Annotated in this window: 16 protein-coding genes; 3 read left to right on the top strand and 13 right to left on the bottom strand. The window is 60.5% G+C overall.

Features of this window, described 5'->3' with window-relative positions; all coding sequences use genetic code 11:
* Positions 1 to 165: 165 nt before the first annotated feature.
* Positions 166 to 1140: a hypothetical protein gene (locus EL257_RS15020; RefSeq protein ID WP_126363816.1), complete on the top strand. Its 975-nt coding sequence runs from the start codon at positions 166 to 168 to the stop codon at positions 1138 to 1140.
* Between the two features lie 117 nt (positions 1141 to 1257).
* Here the strand turns inward: EL257_RS15020 and EL257_RS15015 are convergent, their stop codons facing one another.
* Positions 1258 to 3642, bottom strand: a complete 2385-nt coding sequence (locus EL257_RS15015; protein WP_126363814.1) for a tetratricopeptide repeat protein — start codon at positions 3640 to 3642, stop codon at positions 1258 to 1260.
* Positions 3643 to 3855: 213 nt separating this feature from the next.
* Between EL257_RS15015 and EL257_RS15010 the strand changes: the two genes are divergently transcribed.
* Positions 3856 to 4533, top strand: a complete 678-nt coding sequence (locus EL257_RS15010) for a DUF3313 domain-containing protein (RefSeq protein WP_126363812.1) — start codon at positions 3856 to 3858, stop codon at positions 4531 to 4533.
* Positions 4534 to 4652: 119 nt separating this feature from the next.
* On the opposite strand, the gene EL257_RS15005 is transcribed toward EL257_RS15010, so the two are convergent.
* The 12 genes from EL257_RS15005 to EL257_RS14950 form a co-directional block, all read right to left on the bottom strand.
* A complete protein-coding gene (locus tag EL257_RS15005) occupies positions 4653 to 7157 on the bottom strand; it encodes a fused MFS/spermidine synthase (protein WP_126363810.1) in 2505 nt (834 codons plus the stop codon).
* 174 nt (positions 7158 to 7331) lie between these two features.
* Positions 7332 to 8906 carry an arylsulfatase gene (locus EL257_RS15000; protein WP_126363808.1) on the bottom strand — a complete coding sequence of 525 codons (1575 nt, stop codon included), beginning with the start codon at positions 8904 to 8906 and terminating at the stop codon, positions 7332 to 7334.
* Between the two features lie 72 nt (positions 8907 to 8978).
* On the bottom strand, positions 8979 to 10001 hold the full coding sequence (locus EL257_RS14995; protein WP_126363806.1) for an HAD family hydrolase: 1023 nt from the start codon (positions 9999 to 10001) through the stop codon (positions 8979 to 8981).
* A complete protein-coding gene (locus EL257_RS14990; protein WP_126363804.1) occupies positions 9998 to 11410 on the bottom strand; it encodes a BatD family protein in 1413 nt (470 codons plus the stop codon). Before EL257_RS14990 ends, EL257_RS14995 begins: the two co-directional genes overlap by 4 nt.
* Positions 11407 to 12987 (bottom strand): VWA domain-containing protein, encoded by a 1581-nt coding sequence (locus EL257_RS14985; RefSeq protein WP_126363802.1) that lies wholly within the window; start codon positions 12985 to 12987, stop codon positions 11407 to 11409. The genes EL257_RS14990 and EL257_RS14985 overlap by 4 nt, the downstream gene beginning before the upstream one ends.
* 1 nt (position 12988) lies before the next feature.
* Positions 12989 to 13981 carry a vWA domain-containing protein gene (locus EL257_RS14980; protein WP_126363800.1) on the bottom strand — a complete coding sequence of 331 codons (993 nt, stop codon included), beginning with the start codon at positions 13979 to 13981 and terminating at the stop codon, positions 12989 to 12991.
* Entirely contained in the window at positions 13968 to 14567 is a 600-nt protein-coding gene (locus tag EL257_RS14975; RefSeq protein WP_126363798.1) for a DUF4381 domain-containing protein, read from the bottom strand. The genes EL257_RS14980 and EL257_RS14975 overlap by 14 nt, the downstream gene beginning before the upstream one ends.
* Positions 14564 to 15499: a DUF58 domain-containing protein gene (locus EL257_RS14970; protein WP_126363796.1), complete on the bottom strand. Its 936-nt coding sequence runs from the start codon at positions 15497 to 15499 to the stop codon at positions 14564 to 14566. Before EL257_RS14970 ends, EL257_RS14975 begins: the two co-directional genes overlap by 4 nt.
* Complete coding sequence (locus EL257_RS14965) at positions 15496 to 16476, bottom strand: AAA family ATPase (RefSeq protein ID WP_126363794.1); 981 nt, start codon at positions 16474 to 16476, stop codon at positions 15496 to 15498. The genes EL257_RS14970 and EL257_RS14965 overlap by 4 nt, the downstream gene beginning before the upstream one ends.
* Positions 16477 to 16497: 21 nt before the next feature.
* Complete coding sequence (locus EL257_RS14960; protein WP_126363792.1) at positions 16498 to 17448, bottom strand: SphA family protein; 951 nt, start codon at positions 17446 to 17448, stop codon at positions 16498 to 16500.
* A gap of 198 nt (positions 17449 to 17646) precedes the next feature.
* On the bottom strand, positions 17647 to 18435 hold the full coding sequence (locus EL257_RS14955; RefSeq protein ID WP_126368136.1) for a hypothetical protein: 789 nt from the start codon (positions 18433 to 18435) through the stop codon (positions 17647 to 17649).
* A 253-nt stretch (positions 18436 to 18688) separates the two neighbouring features.
* Positions 18689 to 19111, bottom strand: coding sequence for a YciI family protein (locus EL257_RS14950; protein ID WP_126363790.1), 423 nt, complete (start codon positions 19109 to 19111; stop codon positions 18689 to 18691).
* Positions 19112 to 19415: 304 nt separating this feature from the next.
* Between EL257_RS14950 and tpx the strand changes: the two genes are divergently transcribed.
* Positions 19416 to 19916, top strand: a complete 501-nt coding sequence (gene tpx, locus EL257_RS14945; protein WP_039760445.1) for a thiol peroxidase — start codon at positions 19416 to 19418, stop codon at positions 19914 to 19916.
* The last annotated feature ends 103 nt before the right edge of the window (positions 19917 to 20019 follow it).

Raw genomic sequence — 20019 nt, 5'->3', positions numbered from 1 at the left:
GTGAGCAGGCTCGCTCCTACAGGCGAGAAGGCGAATACCGGGGAAACCCTTAGGCTCGTCGCCAATCCGGCATTTTACCTTGGGTCGATGGTGGCCTTTTGGTAGAGTCGCCGTCGCCAGCGGGTTTTCGGCTGGACGATGGAACCGAAGAAGGGAGTCTGATCAGTGAGTCCGGGCAAAAAAATCCTCGGTCTCACGGCGTTGCTGTTAATGCTGACGCTGTGGGCCAGTTACTTTTATGTGTTCAAGGAAAGTCGCGACGGCCAACTCGGCGGAGTCGGCGAAAGTACCGCGTGGTGCGGCACACCACCGTCTGCGGATGCGGCGTTGTCAGGCAAGGATCAACTGACCTTGCGCATCACCAACAACCTGCGCGGCGAATTCATGCTCAGCGGTGCAGTGGTGGTTTCCGAACGCACCTTCAATCGCTATGACCTGAGCCGTAACGAACTGCGCCTGCGTCTGGAACCGTTGCAATGGTCCTATGGCGTCACGCCGATTTTCCTTGAGCAGGTGAAGGTGCAGCCGCTGAGCCGCAACCTTTCCGCCACCAACAAAAGCGCCTACGCCGAGCTCGAAACGCGTCCGATCGGCGTTCGTGGCCAGGTAACGGAATTCCCTTTTGACACTTATCGCTACGGCTATAAACCGGTGCTCTATTACCTCAAGGGCAGCGAGCGCGTCGATCTGCGCTTCAAGAACATCACCACGCTGATGGAGATGTCCAACACCTTCACGCCGATCCAGAAATACAACCGCGTCGACTACATCAACGAAAACAATTCGATGATTCGCGACGACGATTACAAGCCGTACGGGCCGCACGAGTGTGCGTTCAGTGTCGAGCGCAAAGCTTCATTCAAAGTGGTCGTGCTGTCGTTGCTTGTGGTCCTGTGCCTGCCGCTGTTGCTGGTGTTTTACCGTGAGCAACCGGGGATCGATTTCCTCGCCACGCTGGTCGGCGTTGCCGTGGTTCGCGGGCTGCTGATCGGGCCGGTGCAGGATTTCCAGCTGTACAACATCGACTTCCTGTTCGGTGCGGCGATTCTGCTGGTGGGCACCGTGTCGCTGATCAAGGCGATGCACATCAATAGCCGGCGGGAGATCGCGCTGCGCAGCGGCGAGAGTTCGTCGTGGTGATGCTGAAAGCCTGAGCCCCGCCACAAGCCTGTGTCAGCAGGAGATACAGCGAAGACCTGATTGTTACCACGCGGAGCGTGGGAACGATCAACAGGTCACCGTTGTATCTCTGCACGGTCACTTCAGCGCCGGATCCCCCATGTTCATTTTCTTCCAGCCCTGCAGCAGCACTTGCGCCTTGGGCTCCTGGCCACTGTCGAGATACCACTGGATCAACGACAACCGCGCATTGCGGTTCGCCGGTTGCGCTTTGAGCAAGCCCTCAAGGATGGCGCAGGCCTCATCGACGTTACCGCTCTCGTGCAGCGCCACCGCCAATACATAGCCGTACTGCGCATTCTGCGGCTCCAGTTGCGCGGCTTTGCGCAGCGCGCCCATGGCCTCGCCAGCCTTGCCGGCGCGGATCAGTGACAAGCCGCGAGTGTGCTGCAACAGCGCCGCGTCCGGGTGTTGTTTGAGGCTGTCGTCCAACAACTGTTGTGCTTCAGGAATACGCCCATTGGCCTCCAGCCATTGCACCAGGGTCACCAGCGCCGGGTAGAAGTCCGGATCGCGCTTGAGCGCTGCACGCAGCAACCTCTCGACTTCGCCGCTGCGGCCACTGGCCTGATAAAGCATTGCCAGGTTCAGATTGGCTTCGGCACGTTCGAGCAGACTTTTCTGTACAGCTTCGTATTCGGCAATCGCCGCGTCCCAGTTGGCTTGCGCCGCGCCCAATCCGTTGTTGCGCGCAACGCTCAGCAGATCTCGCGCCGCAACGATGCGCACGGCTTTCACCGGATCGGCCAGTAGCGGCGTCAGCAGCGGCGCACGTTCCGCTGGCGGCAAAAACGCGCTGATCGCCCGCACTGCGCTTTCACGCACCTGAGGCTGCGGATTCTGCAGATCCTGCGTGGCCAGTTTCAGCGCTTGTTCGCTCGGATACAGCGGCAGCTCCGTGAGCAATGTCGCCCGTTGAATTGCCGGCAAGTTGCTGCGTTGCAACTGCCCATACAACGCATCGGCAGCGCCGGGCTGGCCGTTGCGGATCAGCCACAGGCTTTCGTCGTAACGTGGCGCCTGCGCGTCCGTTGCAGCGTTCCACAGCTTGAACTGCGCGGTGACCTTGTCGCCGGCCTTGCCCTGATGACACGTCAGGCAAGCGTCCGGTGCGCCAAGTTTTTGCGCGCGCTCGGGGTGGGGAATGCTGAAACTGTGGTCATGCCGGAAGTCGTTACCCATGTAGAACTTGCCGGGCATGTGGCAATCCACGCACTGGGAGCCAGGCTGGCCCATGGTGTGGCGAGTGTGTTCGATGGAATCGTAATTCTTCGCTTGCAGGCCCTTGCCATCGACGCCTTCGATGGAGGTTTTGCCTGCGGTGTTGTGGCATTGCAGGCATACCGCGTTACCTGGCGCTTTCAGTTCGTTGCTGTGCGGGTTGTGGCAGTTGCTGCAGCGCACGCCTTTGTCGAACATTTTGCTTTGCAGGAATGAGCCGTGTTCGAACACTTCATCCTTGATCTTGCCATCCAGTGCATACAGTTCGCGGGTGAGGGTGCTCGGCAGATAATCGTCCATCAAGCGGTTGCCGACGGTGTAGCCATCGCCCAACGGCGCACGACGCGCATGGCAGCGCGCGCAGGTTTCGAGCTCGACGGTGGCGTTCTTGTCCTGGAGGTCAACGGCGAAGCCTTTATGGATCAGATCGCCTTGTTTCCGCGTCCACTCCAAGTGGCTGGACGCCGGGCCATGACAGGCCTGACAGCCGACACCGAGGCTGTTCCACTGACTGTTGAAGGTGTTGCTCGCTGCGTCGAAATCGCGCTTGAACCCGGTGGTGTGGCATTCGACGCACATGAAGTTGGCGTTCTGACTGGGCTTGCTCCAGTGCAGCGGATTCTTGAAGTTGACGCCCTGGCCGGCGTAGAGATGAAACCAGCGATTTTTTTCGGTATCCCACGCCACGCCAAGGGCCTGCAGATGTCCGCCGCCGACATCGATCAGGTATTGCTGCAACGGTGCGATACCAAAGGTATAGGCGACTTTGAAATCTGCATTCTTGCCGTCAATCCCAGGCGCATTCACCCAAAACTCTTCGCCCTTGCGCGAGAAGCGCGTGGTCTCTTTTTCGGCCTTGAACGTGACGTTGTTGAAGTCGCCCAGCATGGTTTCGGTGTTGGCCGGTTGCATGGCCAATTGATGATGCGAGCCTTGCCAATCCTTGGCTTGTTCGGTGTGGCAGCCCTGGCATTGCTGCTCATCGACCATGGTTGCCGGCTTCATTGCAATCGGCTCTGATTTGGGTGCGACAGGTGCCGGCGTGTTGGCCGGCGATGCTGCTTTGCCTGAAGTTGGCGCCTGCACTGGCGCAGAAACCGGAGCGGGGCCGAACAAGAACCAGCCGATCCCGACAACGGCAGCCAGCAGCACGCCGATGGTGATCGGAAACAGATATTTCGCAAGTGACGGTCGGGACGAATCAGGCTCAGGGGATGCGGCTTTGTTTTTATGCTTGGGCATTGCGACTTCCGTAGTCCAGGTGCATTTGCCGTCTGGCGTGCGTTAAAGCTCGATGCAGCTTTGCCGGATGGCCGACATCTGTCAAATGACCGTTGTGATCTTTCGCACAGGCTTGCGTGAACTTTGTAATTTGTAATCGCATTTGCCGAAGGTTTAGCTATACCTGTAACTCCCCCTCTACAAAGTTTTCGGCTTTCTGACAGGAGTTACAGCATGAAGCTAGCAGCAATGGTCGGCACGTTGTGCATTGCCACGCTCGGCGTGGTGGGTTGTTCCAGCAAAACCGTCGCTCCCGATGAGTACTCCGGCTTTCTCAAGGATTACAGCCAGCTCAAAGAGACCAAATCACCATCCGGTGCCGAAGTGATGCGCTGGATGGATCCGAAGCTCGATATCAGCAAATTCTCCAGCGTTTACGTCGAGCCCAGCCAGCTTTATCCGAAACCACAACCGACCGCAAAAATCTCCCAGCAAACCCTCAATGGCATCACCAACTACTACGATCAGGCACTCAAACGTGAGTTGAGCAAATCGCTGCCATTGGCGACGGGGCCGGGGCCTGGCGTGATCGTGGTGCGCCCGGCAATCACCGCAGTGAGCAGCAAGACTGAAGGTCTGCATGTGTACGAGGTGATCCCGATTGCGTTGGTCGCCGCTGCAGTGAGCACCGCCACCGGCATCCGCGATCAGGACACCACCCTGGCCACCGAAGCGGTGTTCATGGATGGCGCGAGCAACCACGTCGTCGCTCAAGTGGTGCGCAAAGGCGCCGGCAAAACGCTGGAAAATGACTCTCAGGCGATGAAAGCCGACGACTTCAAAGCGGTGATCGATGGTTGGGCAGCGGACATGCATCAGACGTATCTGAAGCTCAAAGCTGAGTCCAAATAATGCCGGGGGCCTGATGGCCCTATCGCCAGCATGGCTGGCTCCCACTTGGAATTCCGAGAACATTCCAAACCCCTGTGGGAGCTAGCCCTGCTAGCGATTACGATGCAACAGGCGCTACATCACTGTCCGGTAAACCAGCGAAAGTACGGGTTCCCACCGTCCCAGCGCATCACTTCTTGCATGTCTCGCCCCCACGCATCCCGGTCACCGTCATAGGCATGCAGGCTCGCTCGATAAAACTGCATCAGCCGCTGCCGATGGTTTTCCATGCGCTCGATGAACCCTGCGTCGGCATTGACCAGTGGCGGCGTCTGGTAGAGGTCGAGCAACGCGGGCAGCACGCGGGTAATTTCCTTGCTGCGCACCCATGGCGCGTATTCAATCCGCGGCTGATCGTCGGTCACGGCCGGTGCGTCGCCAGCGAATCGCTCGAGCCCTGCGCGATCGGTCACCCAAGTCGCGAGCAGTGCGGCGGCTGAACCGATGCCGACATCCTGCAAGGTGCTGCGCACACTGTCCTGAGCGAAACGCTCGGTGATCTTCGCGGCATCCAGGGGCATTGGCTGCATCGAACCCACCAGCAACATTTCGTGGAACTCGCTGGTCCACAACGAAGCATGCGGGAACACATCAAGGAAACTGCGCACCAGCGAACGGGAGTCATCGATGTTCTGCGTCGGCAATGGCAACCACTGCGCGACGATGCCGTTTGCCTGCAAACGACTGGCAGCCAATTGGTAAAAGTCGCGTGAATACAGATTGACCACACCGGCAGCGGAGGGCGGTGGCGGCTCGAGGGTGATGAGGTCATAGGTTTGCGCGCTGCGCAGCAATTCCTGGCGGCCATCGCGCAGACGCACCTCCACGCCGGGATCACTGGCGGCATCGAAATTGCCCTTGAACAGCGGCGCAGCCTCGACCACCGACGGCAGCAATTCGGCAACCACGCGGTGTTCCAGCCCCGGATAGCGCAGCATCGCACCGGCGGTAATGCCAGTGCCGAACCCGATTACCAGCGTCGAACGCGGTTCGCCGTTGTGAATCAACAGCGGCAGCAGCGCCTGAATGCGCATGTAGCGCAGCGACGGCATCGCATCGCCGGTGTTCGACACGCCCTGAATGTACAAACGATGGAAAGTGTTCGCGCCACGCCCCTGAGCAACCACCGCGACGGTGCCACCGCGACCTTCCTGGTAAAACGCCAGCGTGCCGTTGCGCGCGCCGGGCAACAGGCTGGCGAGCTTGTCGACCGGTGTCAGCACCGCCAGCGCCAGCGACACCAGACCCAACGCGACCACCGCCTGACGTCGGCCTTTCTTGACTCCGTGGCCCTTGCGCACCGCGAGGTAACCGACGCCCGCTGCGATGATCGCCAACAAACCGAGGGTGCGCACCAGGCCAAGTAGCGGAATCAGCAGAAAGCCGCAGAGCATCACCCCGACGATGCCGCCCAGGGTGTTAAAAGCCACGACCGCACCGACATCCCGCCCAACGCGCTCAGGCCCGACGCTCAGGCGCAGCGCCAGCGGAAATGCCGCGCCCAGCAGCAGGGTTGGCACGAACACGATGCTCAGCGCGGCGACGGCGAACCGTGCGCTCATGCCGATCAGTTCGCTGGCGCCCAGGCTCAGCAGCCACATTTCCGCCTGGCTTTGCGCAATCACCAGCCAACGACCGAGCAAGGCAATCTCCAGCAGGGCGATCAACCCGGCTCCGGCGATCAGCAAGCCAAACACGCCCCACGGATCGCGGATGCGCTCGACCCGGCGTGCGAGCATGGCGCTGCCGATGAACAACCCGGCCAGATACGTCGCCAGCACCACGGCAAAGGCGTAGGTGCGAGTACTCATGAACTGCACGATGGATTGCGACCAGACCACCTCATAACCAAGGGCCACGCCGCCAGCGATGCAGTAAAGCCAAAGCGCAGTGCGGTCCGGGGCTTTTTCGGATTGATGGCTGACGGCGGCTCCAATTGGCGCTGGATGCTGGCGTTGCAGCCACATCGCACCTGCAGCGGCCAACAGGTTCAGCATCGCTGCAAACAGCGCACTGCCGCGCACGCCGAGGGTCGCGATCAACACGAATGCCGCCAGCAAGGTTCCGGCAATCGCGCCCAAGGTATTCGCTGCGTATAACTGACCGCCGGCCTTGCCCGGATCGATTGGCAGCGAGCGCACCAGCACCGGCAACGTTCCGCCCATCAGCACGGCGGGGAAACCGACCAAAACGAATGGCAAAAGCCAGGCCAACAGACCAACGTGCCCTTGCAGCCAGGCGAACGGGCCGGCCGCCAGGCTCATGGCGAACGTCGCGCCGACGCCGAGTATTGCGACCAGCACTTCCAGACCGGCGTAGAGCAGAACCGGTTGCTGCAAGCGATCTGCCCAGCGCCCGAACAACCAGCCACCGATGGCGAGGCCTGCGAAAAACGCGCTGATGCCAGTGGTGATCGCATACACCTCGACGCCGACCACCAGCGACAGTTGCTTGATCCACAGCACTTGATAAACCAGCGCGGCGGCACCGGAGATGCACAGCAGCAGCGCGGGGGCGAGCAGGGCCGGGGTTGCTGTTTGCGGGACGGGTATGGCCGACGGCTTGCTGGCGATACGTGACGACATGCGGATTGCCTTATGCAAAATGACCGACCGAACTCCCTGCAGGAGCTGCCGAAGGCTGCGATCTTTTGATCTTTGCAGGGTAAAGATCAAAAGATCGCAGCCTTCGGCAGCTCCTGCAGGGGTGCGTCCGGGTTTGGAATAGTGTCCGTCCGCCGGTGAGGGCGGGCGGCGGTATTACTGGGCTTTCTTCATTTTTTCTTCGATGCGACGGTCCACGTCTTCACGAATCTGGTCGATGCTGAAGCTCGCCGGACGCTGACTTGGCGGATAGTCGACGAAGGTCTGCAGGAATTTCGCAGCCCGACGAGTACCGTCGAAAATCAGATAATCGTTTTTCGTCAGCCAGTCATAGTACTGGTCAGACACGATATCGGCGCGTTCGTACGGGTCCATGCGCAGGTTGAACATTTTCGGTACGCGCAGGCAGGTGAACGGTTCGCTCCAGACTTCCAGACCACCAGGCGCGCGCTGCTCACAGAACACCAGTTTCCAATCGTTGAAGCGCATGCTGACCAGCACACCGTCATCGTTGAAATAGTAGAACTCGTTACGCGCGCTCTTGTCGGTTTTGCCGGTCAGGTAATCCAACTGGTTGTAACCGTCGAGGTGAACCTTGAAATTCTTGCCGCCGAGGTCGGCACCTTTGAGCAGACGATCCTTGATGTCGATGTCGCCCACCGCTGCCAACAGTGTCGGGAACCAGTCCAGACCCGAGAACAGTTGCGTCGAGACTTCACCGGCCTTGATCTTGCCTGGCCAGCGAATCATCGCCGGCACCCGGTACGCGCCTTCCCAGTTCGAGTTTTTCTCGTTGCGGAACGGGGTGGTTGCCGCGTCCGGCCACGACCATTGGTTGGGGCCGTTGTCGGTCGTGTAAACGACGATGGTGTTTTCCGTCAGTTTCAGGTCATCGAGAGTTTTCAGCAGCTTGCCGACATCGCCGTCGTGCTCAAGCATGCCATCGGCATACTCGTTGCCGATCATGCCGCTCTGGCCCTGCATTGACTCACGCACATGGGTGAAGGCGTGCATGCGCGTGGTGTTCATCCAGACGAAAAACGGTTTGTCCGCTTTGGCCTGCTTCTCGATGAATGCCTGAGCGGCGGCGGTGGTTTCGTCGTCGATGGTCTCCATGCGTTTTTTGGTCAGCGCACCGGTGTCTTCGATCTTGCCATCGGCGAAGCTGTGGATCACCCCGCGCGGCGAGGCGGCCTTGACGAACTCGGCATCATCCTTGGGCCAGTACGGGCGCTCTGGCTCTTCTTCGGCATTGAGGTGGTAAAGGTTGCCGAAGAACTCATCGAAACCATGGTTGGTCGGTAGATACTCGTCTTTGTCACCGAGGTGGTTTTTACCGAACTGGCCGGTTGCATAGCCTTGGGCTTTCAATGCCTGGGCGATGGTCACGTCGCGGGCCTGCAGGCCGACCGGCACGCCTGGCATCCCCACCTTCGAAAGACCCGTACGCAACGGAGTCTGCCCGGTGATGAACGACGATCGTCCGGCGGTGCAGCTGTTCTCGGCGTAGTAGTCGGTGAAGATCATGCCTTCTTTGGCGATGCGGTCGATGTTCGGCGTTTTGTAGCCAACCACACCCATCGAGTAGGCGCTGATATTGGTCTGGCCGATGTCATCGCCGAAGATCACCAGAATGTTGGGTTTTTCAGCCGCTGTGGCGGTTGCCGACAGCGCCATCACCGATGTCGCCACGAGGGCGAGTTTCGGTAGCCACTTGCGTATGCGAGTCATCTGACTTGCTCCTTTGCGCGGGGGTCGTTGTTTGCGACAAACGTTTATTGCTGTCCTGCATCACGCTTTCTTTTATTGCACCTGCTCGGTGACCGGTGGCTCGAAGGGGTAGATGCGGCGCCATTCGGACGCCATGTCCACCACGGTCCAGCCACGGGAATTCGCTTCGTCGAGGGCCTTGTCGAGTCGGCCGATATCGGATTTGCGGTCGTAGGCCCATTCGCGCTTGGCATCGGTGTGATGGACCAGGCCCATGAAGCGTTTGCCGGGCCCGGCGGCCGTCCATTGCAGCATTTGCAGATCGCCGTCGGAGTTGCCGAAGGCGAGAATCGGCCGCCGACCGATGACCGCATCGATGCTCACCGGCTTGCCCGGGCCGTCGTCGTTGTGCGCGACTTTCGGATCGCGCACGATCGAAGCCTTGCCGTCCTTGTACTCAAAGCTTGTGACGAACGTAGTGCCGATCACCTGTTCCGGCGGGATGCCATACACTTTCTCGGCAAAGGCGCGCATGAACCCGGTGTCGCCACCGGAAACAATGTAAGTCTTGAAATCCTGGCTGCGCAGGTAATCGAGCATTTCCAGCATCGGCTGGAAGATCATCTCGGTGTAGGGCTTGCCGGTTTTCGGATGGCGCGCCTGGCTCAACCAGGTCTTGGCGTAATCGTCGAACGCCTCGGTGGTCATGCCGCCGTGGGTGGCGCGAACAATCTTCAGCAAACCGTCCATGCCCGAAGCGGCGAGTGCTTTGTGATCATTTTCCAGCACGGCTTTGAACGGCTGGGTGGTTTTCCATTCCGGGTGCTGCGCCGCGTTGCGCTTGACCTCGTCGAGGGCGAACAGCAACTCGAAGTACGCCGGTTGCTCGCTCCACAGGGTGCCATCGTTATCGAACACGGCGATGCGCTCGGCCGGTTTGACGAAATCCTTGCTGCCCTGATCGGTGACCGCCTCGACGAATTCGATAATGCTTTTCTTTGCCGGGCCGTTGTTCCACGACGGCAGCGGCTCGCTGGCCTGAGCGAGCAGGGGCAGGGCGAGGCTGAACAACAGGGCGAGTCCGAAACGTTGGCGATGCAGCATCGGGTTCGTCATGGGAAATCCTTCTCGTGAACGGGATTGAGCGGGCGCAGGGCCGGGGCCGGTCTATCGCGCTGCTGTTCGGCCAGACTGTGAAGCGTAGTCAAAGATTCGCGCAGTTGAACCAGTGTTTGCTCAGTGGTCGGTTGTCGGCCGTAAAGCCCCCGCAGCAGCCCTTGCAAACGCGGGCCGACGTCCACCAGTTTCAGGCCCAGTCGACTGCGCCGCAGCCAGAGATACAGCGCCGTCAATTGCGCCGGATTTTGCTGCAGTTGCGGATTGACGCGTTGCCACGCAGCGTCGGCAGATTGCTCCCAGGCCAATTGCCGTGCGCGCTTGCGCGCCTGCCAGCGTTGGCGGCCGCGAGCGACGAGCGGGCGAGCCAGATAACCAGCGACAATCAGCGCCAGGAACAGGCCCAACCACGCCAGCCAACGCATGGAGAAATACACACGATTCTGGCCAAGCTGCTTGAGATCTTCGGTAATCGAGAACACCGGTTGGTAAGCGGTGTTCGCCTGCGCGTCGAACGACACGGCCGGAACTTGGGCCATACGCGTTTTTCCGGCGCTTGAGTCCCACCATTTCACCTCGATCGCTGGCAGGGTGTAGGTGCCGGCCTTTTCCACGCGATAGCTGACGCTGTCGATGCGTTGCCCACCGAGTACCGCGCCGCGCCCGTCATCGAGGCGGCTGACCTGCGGGTTTTTCAGGTAACGGCTGAGCCCGGCGACATCGCCCAGCGCTGGCACGGGCAAGGCCATTGCCAGTGCGCCGTCGGCCTGCAAGGTCAACTGGCGGGTAATGCTGTCGCCGACTTTGAGCGGATTGGCTGAATGGACCACGTTCTGGGTAAAGCGCAAACCGCTGGCCACCAACGGCGTTTCTCCGGCTTCGAAGCCCGGCGGTTGGCTGGCGCTGAACTGCACTGGCGCGGTCTGCGCAGTGATTTCAGCGGCGGCCTGACCCGGTGTGGCGCGGATGGTCAGAGCCGGAACAGCATAGGTTTGCGCGACATTCGGGGTGATCAGATAGCTGTAGCGCAAACCGCTGAAGGATTGTCCGTCGAAGGTTTGGTTGAGGTGCTCGGCCTGGCCGTTCGGCGGCACGACCAAGGCGCCGTCGAGTGTGAGGTCGGGCAGGGTGGCAGCGCTGGTGAACCAGGTATCGGTGAGGACATCGACTTGCAGTTCGACCAGACCCCCGACCATTGCGCCTTCGGCGGGTTGCAGATGGGCCTGGACTTTAAGCTGCGGCTCGGCGGCCAGGGCATTTAGGCTGAGCAGTCCGATCAGCAGGGTGCCGAATCCGGTGTTGAATGATCCGGCCCTTTCGCGAGCAGGCTCGCTCCCACACCGGTCTCGTTTACACCGCAGGCCCACTGTGGGAGCGAGCCTGCTCGCGAAGGCCAGAACTCGGTTCATGGCCGGGCCTCCTGCCTGTCCTGCAAGCTGAACTTCTGCCGGAGAAACTTCGCCGGTGAGGTGGTCAGGTTCTGCAACCACAATGCATCGGACGCCGCTTGTTCGGTCGCGACTTTTTTGCTTTGGCCCTTGCCCGGCGCCTTGTCGAATTTGACCTCGTCGGGTTTGACCTCCGGTGCATTCTTTTCGGCGCTTTCAGTGTCTTTGAGCAGCGCCTGCGCCAGCGCCAGATTGGCCGTCGCTTCGGGGAATTGCGCCTGCAGTTTCAACGCCTGGGTGTAAGCCGCGATGGCCTCATCGAACTTGAAGCGGCGCACGTAGATATTGCCCAGATAGAAATAAGCCTGTGCGCTGTCCAGTCGCGCGAACGTCGCGAGCGCAAGGTCATAATCGGCTGCGTGATACGCGGCGACACCTTTCCAGTATGGGTCGACAAACAGTGCGGCCGCTTGCGGAAAATGCTCATGCTCAAAGGCCCAGCGGCCTTGCTGATCACGGGTGAAAAACGCATCGGTCAACGCGTTGGCCTGAGCCGGTGCCGCTGGCCAGCCAAGCCCTACGGCCAATGCGAGTGCGGGCATCCAGTTGACGCTCCAGCCTTTGCGCACGCTGAACAATGCCAATAACAGCAGCGGCCAGCACAGCCAGTAACCGGCATCTTTCCAGTGCAGTTCACGCTGCTCGGCGCTGGCACTCTGGAAGTGTTGTTGGGCGTGCAGCTCGATCCAGTCCAGATCATCGTCGTTCAGGGTCAGACTGCCGAGCGGCGCATCCAGTGCCGAGGCCAATTGTTTGATCGCCGCTTGATCGAAACTGCCCAGTTCCGGACGACCGTTGGCATCGCTGCGCGGCTGGCCGCCGCTGTCGCGAATGATCCCGCCGTCTTCGTTGCCGACAGCCAGCACCAGCACTTGCAAGGGGCTGCCGCGCAAGTGCTCGTCGAGGCCATCGAGTTGTGCGGTGTCGGCGCCGTCGGTGATCAGCAGCAGGCTGCCCGGGGTTTTTTCAGCGCTCAGCAAGCGTTTGGCTTGTTCGATCACCGCGCCGACGTCCTTGCCCGGTTTGTCGATCAGGCCGGTGCCCAAGGCTTGAATGAAAGTGTCGAGCAGCGCTGGATCATCGGTCGGCGGCAGCACCAGATGCGCGCTGCCGGCATAAGCGATCAACGCCGTGCGCGCGCCGGCCCGGCGCTGAATCAACGCGTGGATCTTGTGCTTGGCGGCTTCCAGACGCGTCGGCTGCACATCGCTGGCATCCATCGATGGTGACAGGTCAACGGCCAGAATCAGCGGTGCGCGATTTTCCAGAAAGTCCGGTCGATCCTGTTCCCAGGTCGGCCCGGCAGCGGCAACTGCGCCGAGGATGAGCACGGCGCAAAGCAGATGCACCGGGCGCAGGCGCTGGTGGTCCTGCGGGGTGATCAACAGGTGTGGCAGCAGATGCGCGGCGATGTTGCCGCGCAGTCGCCGTTGCAGATCGCGACTGCGGCGCCAGAGCAACGGCAGCAGCGCAGCGGCCAGCGCCACCAGAAGCCAGGCCGGGCGCAGGAAGTGGAAGTCACTGAGGTTGATGTCCATCTCAAACCTCCTGTCGCTGGCGTGCGAGTGACAGGCGAGGGCGCAGCAGGGCGCCAAGCTGATACAGCGCCAGCAACACCAGTGCTGCGCCCAGCGGCCAATGGAACAGTTCACGCTGCGGTTGATGACTGAGGGTTTGCACCTGATGCGGCGTGAGCTGATCGAGCGTGCTGTAAACCCGATCCAGTGCCGTGCGGTCTTCGGCGCGGAAAAACTGGCCACCGGTGGCACGGGCGATCTGTTCGAGCCCCGACAGATTGACCTTGGCTTCACCGGATGCGCTCGGATCACCGATGCCGATGGTGTGAATGATCACGCCCTTGTTGGCGGCCATCTCGGCGGCGTGATCCGGGGTGATCGCGCTACTGGTGTCGTTGCCGTCGGTGAGCAGGATCAGGACTTTTTCCTGTTCGTGGGCCTGATCGAGCAGTTTCAGGCTCAAGCCGATGGCATCGCCGATCGCAGTATTGGGGCCGGCCATGCCGATACCCGTGTCAGCCAGCAGCAGCGACAGGCTGGCGTGGTCGAGGGTCAATGGCGCCTGCGGGTAAGCGCCGCTGCCGAACACGATCAGACCGATCCGGTCGTCCTTGCGTTTGTCGATGAAACCTTGGACGACGTCTTTAACGGCGGCGAGACGATTGATCTTGTCTCCGTTGGCGTCGCTGAAGTCTTCGGTTTCCATCGATTGCGAGATGTCGATGGCGAGCATCAGATCGCGCACCGGTTGCTGCCGCAGGATTGGTTTTTCGATGAACACCGGGCGCGCCGCAGCCAACAGAATCAGTGCCCAGACCAGCAGGTTCAGGAGTAACTGCCAGACATTGCGGCGACTGCCGGCCTGACTCGGCGCCTCGCCGACAGCGCGGCTCATGGCGGCGAAAAAAGGCACCCGCACCGCGCTGCGCGCCTCGCTGTAGACGGGCAGGTATCGATAGGCCAGCCAGGCCAGCGGCAGCAACAGCAACAGCCACGGGTACTCAAGCTGCCACATGATGATGCTCCACCCAGTGTTCGCAGGTGTCGAACAGTGCCTCGCGCTGCGCTGCGGGAAGGGTGCGCAGGGCGTCGTCGGGGGCGTAGGCGAGTTGTGCCAGTTGTGCGCTGAATTCGGCCGGCAGTTGTTTTTTGCTGTGCTGCTGCAGGAAGGATTGCCAATCCTCTTTTCCCAACGCCGCAACCCCCTGTGGCAGCGAGCCTGCTCGCGAACGCGGTGTGTCGGGCACAGAGGGTGTTGAATGGGCCGGCTTCTTCGCGAGCAGGCTCGCTCCCACAAGGATGGGGTTCCAGCGTTGGTTTTGGGTTGGCATCGACAGTGCCACGCGTTTGAGCAGTTCAGGTAATTCGCGCAGCGCATTGAGGTCATTACTGCGGCTGCGCAACTGCGCCAAGCGCTCGAGCCCTTCACGTCGGTAGGCATCTCGCCGCCATTGCCAATACCGCCGCATGCCAATCCACAGCGCCGCCAGCATCAGTACCGCCAGCAATACCCACCAGCCCCAAGTCTGCGGCGCATAGCTGATCGGAGCAGGCAGGCCCAACTCCTTGAGTTGATCAATGCTGGGAATATTCGGATTCACCGCCGTGCTCCGGCACTTTTGCCCAGTTCGGCGCGCAGTTGCGCATGTGCCTCCTCGGCGGTGCTGATCATCATCAAGGGGACCTGACTGCGGCGCAGCAGGGTAGCCACGTCGTTCAGCCGACCGCTGAGAAAGTCGCCCAGCGGCTGATGCACGTTGCGTTTCTCGATGGCCAGTTCAACTTGCAATTCGCCTTGGGTCACCAGCAGGCGGCCGTTGCTTGGCAGCTTCAAGGCCATCGGATCGTAGACTTGCAGAGCGATCACATCGTTGTGCGCGGACAATTGCCGCAGCAGTTGCAAGGTGCGTTCACCGGCCCCGGCGAAATCACTGACGATGCACAGCAGATGATCATGCCCGGCCACTGCGAGGCAGCGCTGCAAGGCCTTGTCGAGTTGATCTTCGTCCTCGGCATCAGGGTTGCCGGCATTCAGCGCGCGGTTCTGTTCGGCGATCCGGCTGAGCAGCGCTTCGACGCGCTTGCGGCTGCGTAGCGGGGCGATGCTGTCGATGCGCCGGTCGTTGAAAACCAGTCCACCGACGCGGTCGCCAGCATGAAACACCATCCACGCCGCCAACGCTGCGAGTTCAGCCGCCGTCGCAGATTTGAAGCTGCGTTGCGAACCGAAAAACATCGACATGCGTTGGTCGACAACGATCAGCGCCGGACGATCGCGCTCTTCGGTGAAGGTGCGCACCACCGGTTTACCGGTACGCAGCGAGGCACGCCAATCGAGATGGCGCAAATCGTCGCCCGGTTGATAACGGCGCAGCTCGTCGAAGTTGAGGCCACGACCGCGCAGGCGCGAGGCATGGTTGCCCGCCAGAATGCTGCCCTGTGGCTGACGGGCGAGAAAACTCAGGTCACGGGCCTTGAACTCCAGCGCCATCAGTTGCGCGAGAGAGACGTAGACCAGACCCTCGTCGTTCATGCCGGAATCGCCACTTTGTCGAGAATCCGGTCCAGCACCTGATCGGCGCTAACCCCATCGGCGACAGCGTCGTAGCTCAGCTGCAGGCGATGGCGCAGCACCGGATGCACCACCGCGCGCACGTTGTCCGGCGAAACAAAGTCCTGACCCTGCAACCACGCATCGGCCCGCGCACAACGATCCAGACCGATGCCGCCGCGCGGGCTGGCGCCGATGCTGATCCAGCGGGCCAGATCTTCGTCATAGTCGGCGGGATAGCGCGTGGCGTTGATCAGGTCGATCAGGTAGCTGTCGATGGCCGGCGAAACGTGCACGGCGCTGACTTCTTTGCGCGCGGCGAAAATCACCTCCTGAGGCAGGCTGAAACTCTTGGCAGGCGTGGTGCTCGCGCCTTGGGCGAACTCCTCGTTGCGCAGCAGGCGCAGCACCTGGCTCTCGTTTTCCGCGCTCGGGTAGTCGAGCAGCACCTTCATCAGGAACCGATCCATCTGCGCTTCCGGCAGCGGATAGGTGCCTTCCTGTTCGATCGGGTTCTGGGTCGCAACGACGATGAACAGCTCCGGCAGCGCATGGCTGTTGCCAGCGACCGTGATCTGCCGTTCCTCCATGGCCTCGAGCAGCGCCGCTTGTACCTTGGCCGGCGCACGGTTGATTTCGTCGGCCAGAATCAGGTTGCCGAACAGCGGGCCTGGCTGAAAGCGAATCTCGTTTTTGCCCTCGACCTGATGCAGCACTTCGGCACCGGTGATGTCCGAAGGCAACAGGTCCGGAGTGAACTGGATGCGGCTCATTTTCGCGTCGAGATGCTTGGCCAAGGCCTTCACCGTGCGGGTCTTCGCTAGCCCCGGCAGGCTTTCCAGCAGCAAGTGCCCATTGGCCAACAGGCCCAGGAGAATCTGCCGGATGACTTGGTCCTGGCCGAGAACCGCTTCGGCGATGCTGGCTTGCAGGGCGTTGAGGTCGGAGAGAGCAGTCATGGAGCAGTCCTTGTGTCCGGTCTAGAGAAACGCCAGAGTCAGATTGACGCTGAAACCATTGCCTTCGGGGCGGTTTTTGGTGTCGAATTCCGGGACCCAGCGCACGCTAATGTTGGCTTGCGCATCAGCGAACTTGCCGGCCCAGCCGACCACGGGGCCGGCACCGACGGAGCGGCCGCGATAACCGTTGAAAGTGTCCGCGGTCTGGCCCTTGTCATCGGTGAGTTGCTGGATGTAGCCGGCCGCGACACCTGCACTCCAGCCATCACCCAGGCCATGGGTCCACAGCGCGTCGAGGGTGAAGATGTTGCCGTTGCGATAGTCCGTGGCATCGTTTTCGGTATAGAGCTGCAGGCCGCTGGACAGGGTCAGTTCGCCGCCCTTGCCGTCCAGATGCGTGAATGCCACGGTGGGCATGAACGTGTAGTTGTTCTGTCCGGGGTTGGCCAGACGGTTTTCGTTGTAGGCGCCCGTCGGCACGTAGATCGGCAGGGACAGCGAAAGGTGATTCAGCTCATCGAAGTGGTATCCGGCGGCGATGGGCGTAATCAGCGCGTCGGCGAATTGCGTGCCCGAGTCGCTGTCGCCCAGAGTACGTCCGCGCGGGCCGGTGATGCTGGCTTTAATGTCGGTGTATTGCACCGGCACGCCAACCGCCGAAGCATAATTCCAGCGACCCTTTCCGGTGTCCCAGACATGGGTGAAGTTGGCCATGGTGTAGGAGACTTTCATGTCGATCCCGCCGCTGATCGCGCCGGAAATCGGTACACCTTTACTGCCCTTGAGCGAGCCGTCGTACCAGATGCTGGTCACCGATGTCACCCAGCCCGGCTCCGGCGGGACGATCCCGGCGTTGGAAAACACCTGCTGACCGGTAATCGGCCGCCCCACGCCGCCCTCGGCTGCATGAAGCAGAGGACTGGCAATCATCAACAGCGCCAGTAACGGGCGCACATCGCAAGGCTTGACCATCAACGACTCCGCTTCATGTACTGACTATAAAAGGTGTCGAACAGGTTCAGCGTCGGCAGCGGCTCGGGCACAGCGCTGACAGCGGCCCGGTCAATAGGCGAGCGGGCGCTTGAATCCTGAGCCCCGACCCCGCAGCTGACGAACATGACCATCAAACTGTAGCCGGCGACCTTGAGCGTTCCTCGCATAACCATTACCTCATTTGCCAAACGTAACGTTGATGCCTGCGTACAGCGTGAATTGCGGCAGCCCATCGCCCTTGCGGTCTGCTGTCCATTGCGGTTCGACGAAAGCGTTGAGGATGTTGGTGCCCGCCTTCCAGGCCTTGCCGACGCCCAGGCCTAGCGGAATGTAGTGGGTGTTGTTTTTCAGATCGAATGTCCAGGTGGCGGTGGAACGCAGATACCAGCCTTTCTCCAGGTTATGGATGATGAACGGCTGGAAGGTGGCGCTCTCGACATGCGCGCGGTCGCTGTCACCCGCGAAGGAACTCTGATATTGCACCAACGCACCGAGCAGGCCGCGCGGGGTGGCGTCGATGGCCACGGCTGCCAGACCACCTTGCCATTTGCCGGTGCCGAGTTCGTCCTGGGCGGCAGTCGGCGCGGTGATCAGCGGGCCGATGCCGAGCTGCACACCGTCGGTTTTCAGAATGAAGATGTCGAACAGATTCAGATCACCCATGCCGGTGCTGTAACCGTCATGAGGGTCGGGGCGGGTGCTGAACGGTAACGTGGCGCGCACCAGTTGCGGCACGCCGATGAAATCGTTGGGGGCTATCGGCAGGGTGCCGCGTAACAACACGTCATTGGTATGCGCGTTGCTGTCGTAGAGTTTGGGGGTGTAGTAATCCTGCAGATTGGCACCGGGCGCCACACTCAGCGGGTTGTTGCTTTTATTGGAGTCCTCGGCGTTATCCGCTTGCGCGCTGGACGCAGCCGCAAGCGAACTCGCCAAAAACAGAGCTTTCCCCATTCGATTGCACATCATCCCCGATTCCCTGGTGGCTTATGGACAACTTGGCACTTGTCGGCCGTTACGGCGTAATCCCTTTTTTATCAAGCCTGTAGGACGCGTCTGATTGACGCTAGCAGCAAATCGGCAGTTATCCAGCCGAATGGATTAATTCTTCGGTCTTGTGCACGGGTTTCCGGACGATTGGGTACTCAAGCGTTATTGGTTGAGGAAAGGCCTAGTGAGGACGTTGCACCCTGTCAGCTATAGGGGGTACGGCGCTCCACTATTTTTTTACCATCTGCCGAATTCGTTCTTCCTGCTCCCGCGCCTCCGGGGTGAACTCCGCACCGAAATCCTCCGCTGAAAAGATCTGGCGAATCTCGATTTCGGCCTCGGTGCCCGGCATCGGATTCGGACAGCGCTTGACCCATTCGATGGCTTCTTCCCTGGACTTCACGTCCCAGACCCAATAGCCGGCGACCAGTTCTTTGGTCTCGATGAACGGGCCATCGATCACCGTGCGCTGGTCACCGGAAAAGCGCACGCGGGCGCCTTTGCTGCTGGGATGCAGGCCTTCGCCATCAACCAGAACGCCAGCCTTGGCCAACTGCTCGTTGAAGTTGCCCATCTCGGTGATCAACTGCTCGCTCGGCATGACGCCCGCTTCAGAATCGGCACTGGCCTTTACCAGAATCATGAATCGCATGGCGGTATTCCTCGGAATGAAGGGATTTCGGTGCATAGTCGAACGGGCAGGGCCGAAATCGACAATCCGCGACAAATACATCCCTTGTAGGAGCTGCCGAAGGCTGCGATCTTTTGATCTTGTTTTATAAACCGAAGTCAAAAGATCGCAGCCTTCGGCAGCTCCTACATGGGGGTGGTTTTGTATACAATTTTTTGCTTTTGAGCCTGACAATTTCAACGGGGCATAGGTTGGCGCGGCATTTCGTGGTTAACTTCGGCCTCTTGCATGCTTTCCAATCAAAAACATCAGAAGGACTCAAGTCATGGCTCAAGTCACCCTCAAAGGCAATCCGGTTCAAGTCAACGGCCAATTGCCACAAGCCGGTTCCAAGGCGCCAGCCTTTTCTCTGGTCGCCGGCAATCTGTCTGACGTTACCCTCCAGGACTTCGCCGGCAAGCGCAAAGTGCTGAACATCTTCCCAAGCGTTGATACCCCGACCTGCGCGACCTCCGTGCGCAAGTTCAACGCTCAGGCCAACGACATCAGCAACACCGTGGTGCTGTGCATTTCCGCTGACCTGCCATTCGCCCAGGCCCGTTTCTGTGGCGCTGAAGGTCTGGAAAACGTCCAGAACCTGTCGACCCTGCGCGGCAGCGAGTTCATCGAAAACTACGGCGTGGCGATTGCCGACGGTCCGCTGAAAGGCCTGACCGCCCGTGCGGTAGTGGTTCTGGACGAAAACGACAACGTCCTGCACAGCGAACTGGTCAAGGAAATCGCTGAAGAGCCTAACTACGAAGCGGCACTGTCCGTTCTCAAGTAAGGCTTTTACAATGATTGACGGCCTGGCCCTGCCCAGGCCGTTTTCATTTGTGTATCAGTGTTTTGCGTTACACCCTGAAACGTAAGTGGAAGGTAAATTGCCG

This window comes from Pseudomonas fluorescens, assembly GCF_900636825.1.
In the GTDB taxonomy this organism is placed as follows: Bacteria; Pseudomonadota; Gammaproteobacteria; order Pseudomonadales; family Pseudomonadaceae; genus Aquipseudomonas; species Aquipseudomonas fluorescens_BG.
The sequence above is the reverse complement of the archived record's forward strand: the minus strand, read 5'-3'. Positions and strand labels throughout refer to the sequence as shown.

What these genes read in the sequence shown, in the direction of transcription:
- EL257_RS15015 (WP_126363814.1), bottom strand. Translation starts at nt 3,642, where the DNA reads ATGCCCAAGCATAAAAACAAAGCCGCATCCCCTGAGCCTGATTCGTCC.
- EL257_RS15010 (WP_126363812.1), top strand. Translation starts at nt 3,856, where the DNA reads ATGAAGCTAGCAGCAATGGTCGGCACGTTGTGCATTGCCACGCTCGGC.
- EL257_RS15005 (WP_126363810.1), bottom strand. Translation starts at nt 7,157, where the DNA reads ATGTCGTCACGTATCGCCAGCAAGCCGTCGGCCATACCCGTCCCGCAA.
- EL257_RS15000 (WP_126363808.1), bottom strand. Translation starts at nt 8,906, where the DNA reads ATGACTCGCATACGCAAGTGGCTACCGAAACTCGCCCTCGTGGCGACA.
- EL257_RS14995 (WP_126363806.1), bottom strand. Translation starts at nt 10,001, where the DNA reads ATGACGAACCCGATGCTGCATCGCCAACGTTTCGGACTCGCCCTGTTG.
- EL257_RS14990 (WP_126363804.1), bottom strand. Translation starts at nt 11,410, where the DNA reads ATGAACCGAGTTCTGGCCTTCGCGAGCAGGCTCGCTCCCACAGTGGGC.
- EL257_RS14985 (WP_126363802.1), bottom strand. Translation starts at nt 12,987, where the DNA reads ATGGACATCAACCTCAGTGACTTCCACTTCCTGCGCCCGGCCTGGCTT.
- EL257_RS14980 (WP_126363800.1), bottom strand. Translation starts at nt 13,981, where the DNA reads ATGTGGCAGCTTGAGTACCCGTGGCTGTTGCTGTTGCTGCCGCTGGCC.
- EL257_RS14970 (WP_126363796.1), bottom strand. Translation starts at nt 15,499, where the DNA reads ATGAACGACGAGGGTCTGGTCTACGTCTCTCTCGCGCAACTGATGGCG.
- EL257_RS14965 (WP_126363794.1), bottom strand. Translation starts at nt 16,476, where the DNA reads ATGACTGCTCTCTCCGACCTCAACGCCCTGCAAGCCAGCATCGCCGAA.
- EL257_RS14960 (WP_126363792.1), bottom strand. Translation starts at nt 17,448, where the DNA reads ATGGTCAAGCCTTGCGATGTGCGCCCGTTACTGGCGCTGTTGATGATT.
- EL257_RS14955 (WP_126368136.1), bottom strand. Translation starts at nt 18,435, where the DNA reads ATGTGCAATCGAATGGGGAAAGCTCTGTTTTTGGCGAGTTCGCTTGCG.
- EL257_RS14950 (WP_126363790.1), bottom strand. Translation starts at nt 19,111, where the DNA reads ATGCGATTCATGATTCTGGTAAAGGCCAGTGCCGATTCTGAAGCGGGC.
- tpx (WP_039760445.1), top strand. Translation starts at nt 19,416, where the DNA reads ATGGCTCAAGTCACCCTCAAAGGCAATCCGGTTCAAGTCAACGGCCAA.